3 protein-coding genes are annotated in these 9,246 nt (G+C 40.9%); 1 reads left to right on the plus strand and 2 read right to left on the minus strand.

Annotated elements, in window-relative coordinates:
• Positions 1-7: 7 nt before the first annotated feature.
• Positions 8-3,370 (minus strand): SusC/RagA family TonB-linked outer membrane protein, encoded by a 3,363-nt coding sequence (locus ACFO6W_RS00700; RefSeq protein WP_379993383.1) that lies wholly within the window; start codon positions 3,368-3,370, stop codon positions 8-10.
• 1,402 nt (positions 3,371-4,772) lie between these two features.
• Here ACFO6W_RS00700 and ACFO6W_RS00705 point away from each other — a divergent pair.
• Positions 4,773-8,819 carry a hybrid sensor histidine kinase/response regulator transcription factor gene (locus ACFO6W_RS00705; RefSeq protein ID WP_379993384.1) on the plus strand — a complete coding sequence of 1,349 codons (4,047 nt, stop codon included), beginning with the start codon at positions 4,773-4,775 and terminating at the stop codon, positions 8,817-8,819.
• On the opposite strand, the gene ACFO6W_RS00710 is transcribed toward ACFO6W_RS00705, so the two are convergent.
• Positions 8,820-9,098 (minus strand): DUF6642 family protein, encoded by a 279-nt coding sequence (locus tag ACFO6W_RS00710; protein WP_379993386.1) that lies wholly within the window; start codon positions 9,096-9,098, stop codon positions 8,820-8,822.
• Positions 9,099-9,246 lie beyond the last annotated feature (148 nt).

A 9,246-nucleotide genomic window follows, 5' to 3' on the forward strand; every position in this document is an offset into this window, starting at 1 on the left:
TTTTAGTTTAAAATGTTATGTTTATACCAGCCGAAAGCATGCGCGGGATGGGATAGGTCTGGTATCCGCTGCCGCCGTATTCGGGGTCTACGCCGGGGAAGTCGGTAATTGTCAACAGATTCTCACCGGAGAAGAAAACGCGTAAATTGTTGACGTACACTTTCTGCGCCCACTTCTTGGGTATAGTGTAGCCGATCTGGAGGGTCTTCAGTTTGATGTAGCTGGCATTGTACACCTCGGTTTCGTTACTCAGGTGTGCAACGGCCCCCAGTCGCGGGTAGATAGCATTTACATTGGCTTTGGGGTCCTGAGCCGGGTCATAATTTGCATCTGTCAGAGCAGCCAGAGGGTCGTAACGGTAGAAGTTCGTGTATGCGTCCATTGGCATCACATCGCCTTTCTGTCCGGCTGCTATATTGAAGCCCCGGCTGTAGATGACATAACTGAAGCCGGCGTTACCTGCCCATGTCATACTCAGGTCGAAGCCTTTCCATTCGGCAGATAGGTTAAATCCAAAGCTGTACTTAGGCACACTGTTCTTGCCGGAGAAGTAACGGTCGTCGGCAGTGCCATACTTGCCGTCACCGTTCAGGTCGGCATAGATACGTTCGCCGTACCACAAGCCTTTGCCCTGTCCTACAGTCTGTCCGTTGAAGCTATAGCCATTATCAATCATGGCGCGTACCCAGTCCAGGTCGGCCTTTGTCCGTATCATACCATCACGGGGACCACCGTTAGGATCTGGTTTTCCATCGGCAAGGAAGTAGTCTCCGTTACCTTTGTGGGTGGAGTAGATATAGTATTCGTTGTAGGGATGCCCTTCCGTCACGATATTATTGCCGTCAATACTGGCAGTTTCCCCGCGATTGGTCACCCATACTTTGTTGCCGTTAGCATCCGTTTCCCAGCCTTCTTTATAAACGCCCTTGTACTTGGTCACTTCGTTCCGGTTATAAGAGAAGTTAGCGCTGACAGCGTAGCTGAAGTCCTTGATTTTGTCTTTCCAGCCCAAGGTGATTTCAAACCCCTTGTTCGCCATATCGGATGTGTTGGTAGTGGGGGCGCTCACTGTACCCATTGTCAGGTACATGCTGGGACTGGCAAGGATACCTTTCGTTTTGCGCACGTAGTAGTCGGCTTCGGCTGTCAGTCGATTGTCCAGGAAGCCAAGGTCGAGGCCGATATCTGTAGAGGTCACGGCTTCCCAGTGCAGCAGGGGATTGGCAAGCTTGCTCTTCGCCAGACCTTTATAGATTGCGTCACCAAAAGCATAGTTCTGCGCACTGTAAGTGGCCTGCCACTCGTAGTAGCCCGAAGTAGTATTACCCAACCTTCCCCACGAGCCGCGGAGCTTCAGGTTACTGAAGATGTTGCGTGCAGACTCCATGAAATCTTCTTCCAGCGGGCGCCAGCCAAGCGAAAAAGAAGGGAATGTTCCCCAACGGTAGTCGGGGCCAAAGCGTGAACTGCCATCGCGACGGAAATTCGCCTCCATCAGATAACGATTCTTATAGGCATAGTTGATACGCCCGAAATACGATACTACTCCGTAGTCCTGTTCGGCCAGATTCTTCCAGTCATCCGAGCTGCCTACGGTCGGGGATTTTATTTTATCAGTGGCCGCGTTGAAGTCGGGCAGGTCAAAATCCAGCAGTCCTGTACGCGTAGCCGTGAAGCCTTTCTTATTCCACTGATAACGCTCGAAGCCGAGTAGCGCGGTAATGTCGTGACTACCGAAACTCTTCATATAGTTCAGCGTCGCAGTAGTGGTATTGTTCTGATAGCGGGTGGTAGCACGGGTGGTAGTCGCCTGTTCCACTGTACTGCCTGCCTGCAGCACCTTACCCGAACGGAATGAGATAAGGTCGATGTGCCTGCCATAGGTAGCCTGTTCATCAAACAGGGTCTGGTAATTGAAGCGTACTTCACCCGTCAGGCCCTTGCCGAAGTCAACGCCGGCAAACCAGGTGGTATTGAGCCTCGTCTGATCGTAGTATCCGCCCGTTCCGGCCACTTCCTTCAGGAGGTTGTTCGTTTCCGGAGCATAATCGCTGCCGCCATACTGTCCGTTGTATTTCGGCATAATGCTCGGATAGGTCTGGAAAAGATAAGTAAGGTTGGTGTTGCCCGGATCGCGCTTTTGGAAAGTAGCGTAAGTCTGTGTGCCCACACGCAGGAAGTCGGTAATCCTGGTTTCAAGGTTAATACGCCCCTGATAGCGCTTCAGTCCTGTATTTTCGAGTGTTCCGGGGTTGTCGAGATAGTTGAACGAAAGCAGATAATTGCTCTTATCGCCACCGCCGGCCACAGAGATGTTGTGCTTCTGTGTGGTAGCAGACTGAAAAAGATAGTCTACCCAGTTGGTAGTAGGGTATGCCAACCAGTTAGGGGCTTGATTGCCTGTCTCCGGATCAGTGTAGATGCCGTTGGGATTGGCTTCGGCAGCCCTCCATTCATTTATCAGCTCTTGCGGGAAGGATACACCCGTGCCGTTCGTCAGATTGTCCACACTGGTCATCGTAAGGCGTTCCTTGAGGTTATAGAGCTCCATGTAATCGGCAAAACTACTACCAAAATTAAACTTCTGGCCGCTCATCTTCTCCCGGGTGATAATACCTGAGTAAGTGATGCGCGGCGCTTCGCCCTTTTTGCCTCTTTTGGTGGTGATGAGAACGACGCCATTGGCGCCTCTCGAGCCGTAGATACTTGCCGAAGCCGCATCTTTGAGGAATGAGATACTTTCCACATCATCCGGGTTGACCGAGCTGATGCTTGCCTCCGAGCCATCCACGATAATAAGCGGTGACAGGTAATCTTTGTTAAACGTACCGATACCACGGATGCGGATGTCCGCCTCGTCGCTGCCCGGCTTACCGCTCGACTGCTTCACTGTGACACCGGAAGCCAGACCGGAAAGCGAACTCGAAAGGTTGGTTGTGGCACGGTTTTCCAGCTTCCTTGAATCTACTGCAGAAACCGCTCCTGTCAGGTTTATTTTCTTTTGTACGCCATAACCGACAACGACGACTTCATCCAACAGTTTGTTGTTTTCTTGCAGGACAACATCTATTGCAGTGCGTTCTCCCACTTTCTGTTCCTGTATGACATATCCGATATATGAAAGCACAAGGACGGATTCCTTATCCGGTACATTAATAGTATATTTTCCATCAGTATCTGTGAGTGTTCCTGTAGTCGTACCTTTTATAACAACACTCACTCCGATCAGAGGCTCGTTGCCCTGATCCGTGACTACGCCTCCAACAATACGAGTTTGTGCCATTGCTATCAATGGAAACAGGTAAAGAGCCGTTAACAGAAAGCTTTTCAGCAGCTTTCTATTTCTTTTGCATTTTTTAGTAATTTTCATCAGAGAATTCATTTTAAGTTAACAATCGGTTTTCAAGATTCAATCTCAAAGGACCTTCTTTATTAAAATTGGACTGGCCCGGCTTTAAGTTTTAATTAACATATCGTCTCATTTTTAAGATTGGGATTTATATTATGAATATGGAAAAAAATCCTGAGGGGTATGGATATTGTATGCTTTCTTTTCCTCTCTGACAAAACGGAGTTAAGTTCCATATTTTCAGACGAAAAACAGACTGGAAAAGTATTACTTTTTTTGAGCAGAACATCATAAATTAATATTAAGAGTGAATTACAAATCGTTTAGATATTAGGATTAACCCGACAAAAATATTGCACTTGAATTTCAAAAAGGGTACTTTTTGTACCGATTATGGGATAATTTTGTACCGCACAAAAAAAGTGGGGTAAACGGTAATTAATTTAAGAAGCTGTTTGAGTTATAACGGAATAAAAGCAATAAAGTAAAAACACCTTTGCCAGCCTCTATTGGGCTATTTTAAGATAGACTGACATATATTTATTATTAATGGATAGTTAATGTGAGTCGTGGGAAAAAATCAAGTGTTATCTTATATATATAACTTTATCTATATAGACAGAGCCGAAAGCATTTGGATGATAGTTCTTTGACGTATTGATTAAAGCAGTTACGAGTTACTTCGCCCTTCGGGCAGTTACGAGTTACAAGTAAACAAGATACGAGTAAACAAGATACGACATACAAGTTGTTAATTGATAACTGTTGACTGTTTACTGTTTACTGATATATGTGTTACCTTTGTTACCTTTTATATAGTGTTCTTTGTGTAAACCTTTGTGTCCCTTGTGGTAAAGAGTTTTAACCACTAAGTACACGATGGGAATCACAAAGGGCACAAAGGCTAAAAAACTGTTACCTTTGTTACCTTTTGCGCCTTAGCGTCTCTGCGTGAAATACTGTTTACTGCTAACTGTTTACTGTTAACTGATAACTGATATATCTGTTACCTTTGTTACTTTTTAACATTATACAGATAATCAACGAAAGAATATGAGAAGCAGAAATAAAAAAACGAGGACTCTGAAGCTCGCAGGAAAGACACGCAGATACACCGGGAGAAATGCGGTTTGCAAGAAAGGATTGTTAACTGATAACTGTTTACTGATTTTCTGTTACCTTTGTTACTTTTTAACAAGTAGTAGTTTTTAAGCGAAGCGGGGCAGCATTCGACGTTAGTCAATTAAAAATAGATGAAGCGCCGGTGAGTCAAGACTGGCAGAGCCAAAAATCTGTATTTCTGTTTATTACTGATTGTTTACTGTTAACTGAAACATGTGTTACTTTTGTTACCTTTTAATACTACTGATTGGCATTATTATTTTTTATAAAAACCGAACTCGATAAACCTTAATATATAATAATGAAAGCCATAATTATCTACATAAACTTATTCTTAATCACATTACCAGGATTATCAGATAATATATACTTCAATCATCTGGGAAGTACTCAAGGACTGCCACAAATAAACGTCATGTCCATCTATCAGGATGAGACAGGAGCAATGTGGTTCGGCACTGTAGAAGGTATATGCAGATATAATGGCAATGCAATACAGATATTCAGGTCTTCTGCAGAATTTCCCGAGCTTACTCACAATAATATTTTATCAATAACCGGGAATAAAAAAGGGGCCATTTACATAAAGGCTAATTATGATCTCATAAAATACGATATTGTTGGAGAAAAGTTCCGGCGATTGAAAGAAAATGTAAACGAAATATTCTATAAAAACGGTAAATTATGGTTTATTACCGATGATCAGGTATATACATATTCTGAAGAAACTGACAAGATATCACTATATGCGACTGTGAGAGAGAATATTGGAAGAGTATATGCATTATGCGTATCCCGTGAAAATGATATCTGGGTGGGAGGCCGGAGCGGGCTGACTGTATTAAAAGCGGGTAGCCCTAATTCAAAAAGGGATAATCTGTTAGAAAATATTTATGTAAATTCCATATATATAGACAAAGATGGCTGGGTATGGGCCGGGACTAAAGACAAAGGCGTATATATATTTGACGGAGAAGGAAATCTAAAACATCACTATTTCCATATTGCCGGAAAAAACTCTCTGTCGAACGACCAGGTACGGACCATCTTTGAGGATAATCTGGGTACTGTATGGATAGGCACATTTTTCGGATTAAACAGTTTCAACAAGAATAGTAAGAACTGGACAAATTATATCCATGACGATACCCAACCCCACAGTTTGAGCCATTCGTCGATATTTTCGATTTACGAAGATGAGCAGGGAACTCTCTGGATCGGGACCTACTTTGGCGGGGCTAATTATTTCAATCCTAAATTTGACCTTTTTAACTTCTACAACGCCAGTTCGGTCGGAAAAAATAACCTGAGTTTCCCCTTTGTGGGGAAAATGGCGGAAGACCGATCCGGTAATCTATGGATATGTACCGAAGGCGGCGGCCTTAACTGCCTTAATCTGGCAACGCGGAAGTTTACACGATACCTCTATGACGGATATGATCCTGATTCGGCAATAAGATATAATCTTAAAAGTATTTATTATGATGAAACAGGGGATAGACTTTTCATAGGCATCCATAACCTCGGCTTATGCGTTTTTGATCTCAAAACGAAAAGCCATAAATTATTGAATCAATCAATCATAACCAATAATGCCTTATCCGGTAATTCCATCAAGGACATAAGCAGATATAAAAATTCCATTATAGTGCAGATAAGAGGAGGTTTATTCAGAATAAATATTGGCGAAGACGAAATAAAACCGTTCAGTGATGATACTGAACTAAATAATCTGATAAACAGCAATTTCATTTATACATTTTTCATAGATAGCAAGGACAGGTTATGGTTATCAACCCCGGACCTTAAATGTATAGACCTGAATACAAAGGAAGTAAAGCAATACTCGTATAATAAAAACGAACCCCGTTCTATCGGTAAATTCGAAGTAACCTCAATACTGGAAACGAAAAGCGGAGAATTATTTTTCGGCACTATAGGTTCCGGATTATTTCGTTATTGCCCCCGGACGGATGACTTCGAAAATTATACACAAGAGAATGAGAAACAGTTCAGTAATTTCTGTTATCATATTTCCGAGACAAGCGAAGGTTATCTCCTCTTGTTGCACAACAATGCTTTAACAATATTCAACCCCAAAAACGGCAATACCCTGTATCGTTCCCGGCGTAATTTTCCCATTACCGGATTCTTCGAAGGCAGCAGTTCATACATAACCCGGGATAAAGAAGTATTTATTGGAGGGACTAACGGTTTGGCGTCTGTACAAGAATCTCAACTCATACATTTTTCGCCTGTGAATTATTCTTTGTATTTTGACAAATTATTCATCAATAATAAGCATATATCGCCAGGAGACGACTCAAAAATTCTAAATAAAGCCCTCTTCCTCTGCGATGAAATAGACCTCAGATACAATCAGAATAATTTATCTATTGAATTTGCAACTTCAAATTACTCACAAGATGCTGTATTGAATTATGAATATAAGCTTGAAAATTTTGACGAAAATTGGAATCAAGCCTCGTCCAATACAATTGTATATACAAATATCAGTCCTGGTGAATATAAACTCCTGCTGAGAGAAATCAATCCTTCGAAGGATATAGGGGAAATTAAATCTAAATCGCTTACTGTCAGGATTAGTCCCCCTTTTTATAAAACCACGTTCGCTTATGCAATATATCTGATTTTGCTTATATCAATTATTACAGGAATCATACGTTTCTTTGTGTGGCGTTCCCAGATAAATTCGGCTTTAAAAATTGAAAGAAAAGAAAAAGAGCAAAATGAGAAATTAAACCAGATGAAACTAAAATTTTTCACTAATATCTCTCATGAACTCAGAACTCCATTAACCCTGATAATAGCACAGACTGAATCCATGCTATCTAAAAACCCGGAACACAAATTAAAACAAAAAATCTCCAAAGTGCTTAATAATGCAACCCATATGCGAGATCTTATATCCGAATTGCTGGATTTCAGAAAACAGGAACAAGGATTTTACAGATTGAAGATTGAAAAAGTTGATTTGGTCGAATATATTAAAGGCATCTATGAGTCTTTTACCGAATACGCCGGTAAACATCATATTACCTATATTTATGATTTTTCAGAGGATAGAAATATTACTGCTTATATTGACAGGGCTCAATTCAAAAAGGCCATTTATAACCTACTATCAAATGCCTTTAAATACACATCTGACTCAGGGAGCATCACTATCCGGATCCGTGACGATGAATACATACATATCCTGATCGAAGATAATGGAATCGGGATACCGTCCGATGTACTATCAAATATCTTCGAACGATTCTATCAGGTGGAATACAGAACTTCCGGATTTAGCCTCGGCACCGGTATCGGCCTTGCCCTGACAAAAGAGATAGTGGAAAGCCACCGTGGTGAAATAAGTGTGGTTAGTACTATAAACGAAGGCAGTATTTTTGAAATAAAATTATTAAAAGGCTATTCTCATTTCAACGAAACGGAATTAAAGGCAGATTCCCTCTCTAGCATGATACTCCCTTATAAGTCAGAACAATATGAAAACAGGAACAAAGTATCGGAAGAAAATGTAGAAACTGATCTTGACGTTAATTCCGGTGGTAATGAAAATTCTCCATACTCTATTCTTATTGTGGAAGATAACGAAGAACTTCTGGAATTGCTCCGGGATGCCTTTTCAGATAAATATAAAGTGTACACAGCCCTGAATGGAAAAATAGGATTGGAAATAGGAACGGAGATTATTCCGGATATCATACTCAGTGATGTAATGATGCCTGTAATGTCAGGTAAAGAAATGTGCTACAGAATTAAAAATAATATAAACCTGTCACATATTCCGGTAGTAATGCTTACGTCCCAGGATTCCACCGATCAGACGATTGAAGGCTATATGTTCGGTGCCGATGATTATGTAGCAAAGCCCTTTAACATAGAAATACTAAAAGCACGCTGCAACAGCATTGTCAAAAACAGGCAGTTACTATACAGGAATATGGTAAAAAACGAGGGATCTGCAATAATATTCGATGTACAATCCGAACAGGAAGAAAAGTTCATTAATAAAGTAACGGAGATAATAAAGAAGAACTTTGACAATCCGGGATTTGATATGAATGTGCTGGCATCTGAATTAGGAATGGGACGAAATAAGTTATATACTAAAATGAAAGAAATAACAAACTTATCCCCTAATGAATTTGCCCTAAATATAAAAATGCGGGAATCTATCCACCTACTCCAAAATTATCTTCATTTAAATATTTCCGAGATAGGAATCGAACTGGGCTTTTCTTCTACAAAATACTTTAGCAGATGTTTCAAAGCATTTTACGGAACAACACCTGCCCAATGGAGAAAAGATAACGCGTAATCAATTAACATAGAAGTTCTTAGCTAAACTAAAAATATTAATTTGCAAAATATACAATGAATACAAAGAGTGGAGTACGATTTTACGGGCTAATTTGCCCCCTACAGCCGTTGCTATTTCCTTTAGTGTTATTAGTCGGTGTTCTACTTCAATGCGATTAGTACGACCGTGAAACGCTAAATAAAGTACAGTATAGTTTTTATAAGTTCCCTTTGTAAATTGTTGTATGCGATAAAAGAATTCTTCTTCGGTATTACATTTATAGTAGATATATTTAATCCCCGAAAAAGTACGAAGTTATTCAAGCATCGATTTTACACTTTGATTGCTTCGTGGATTCTTATTCCAATTGCCCTCTAAACAATAAATAGGGTCTGCTGATAAACTGATAATTCGTTAAGGATGAGTGAAAATACTTATATTTGTT

It is taken from the genome of Dysgonomonas termitidis (assembly GCF_042654545.1).
GTDB classification, from domain to species: domain Bacteria; phylum Bacteroidota; class Bacteroidia; order Bacteroidales; family Dysgonomonadaceae; genus Dysgonomonas; species Dysgonomonas termitidis.

Coding starts and splice junctions, on each gene's coding strand:
- ACFO6W_RS00700 (WP_379993383.1), bottom strand. CDS start 3,370: ATGAAAATTACTAAAAAATGCAAAAGAAATAGAAAGCTGCTGAAAAGC.
- ACFO6W_RS00705 (WP_379993384.1), top strand. CDS start 4,773: ATGAAAGCCATAATTATCTACATAAACTTATTCTTAATCACATTACCA.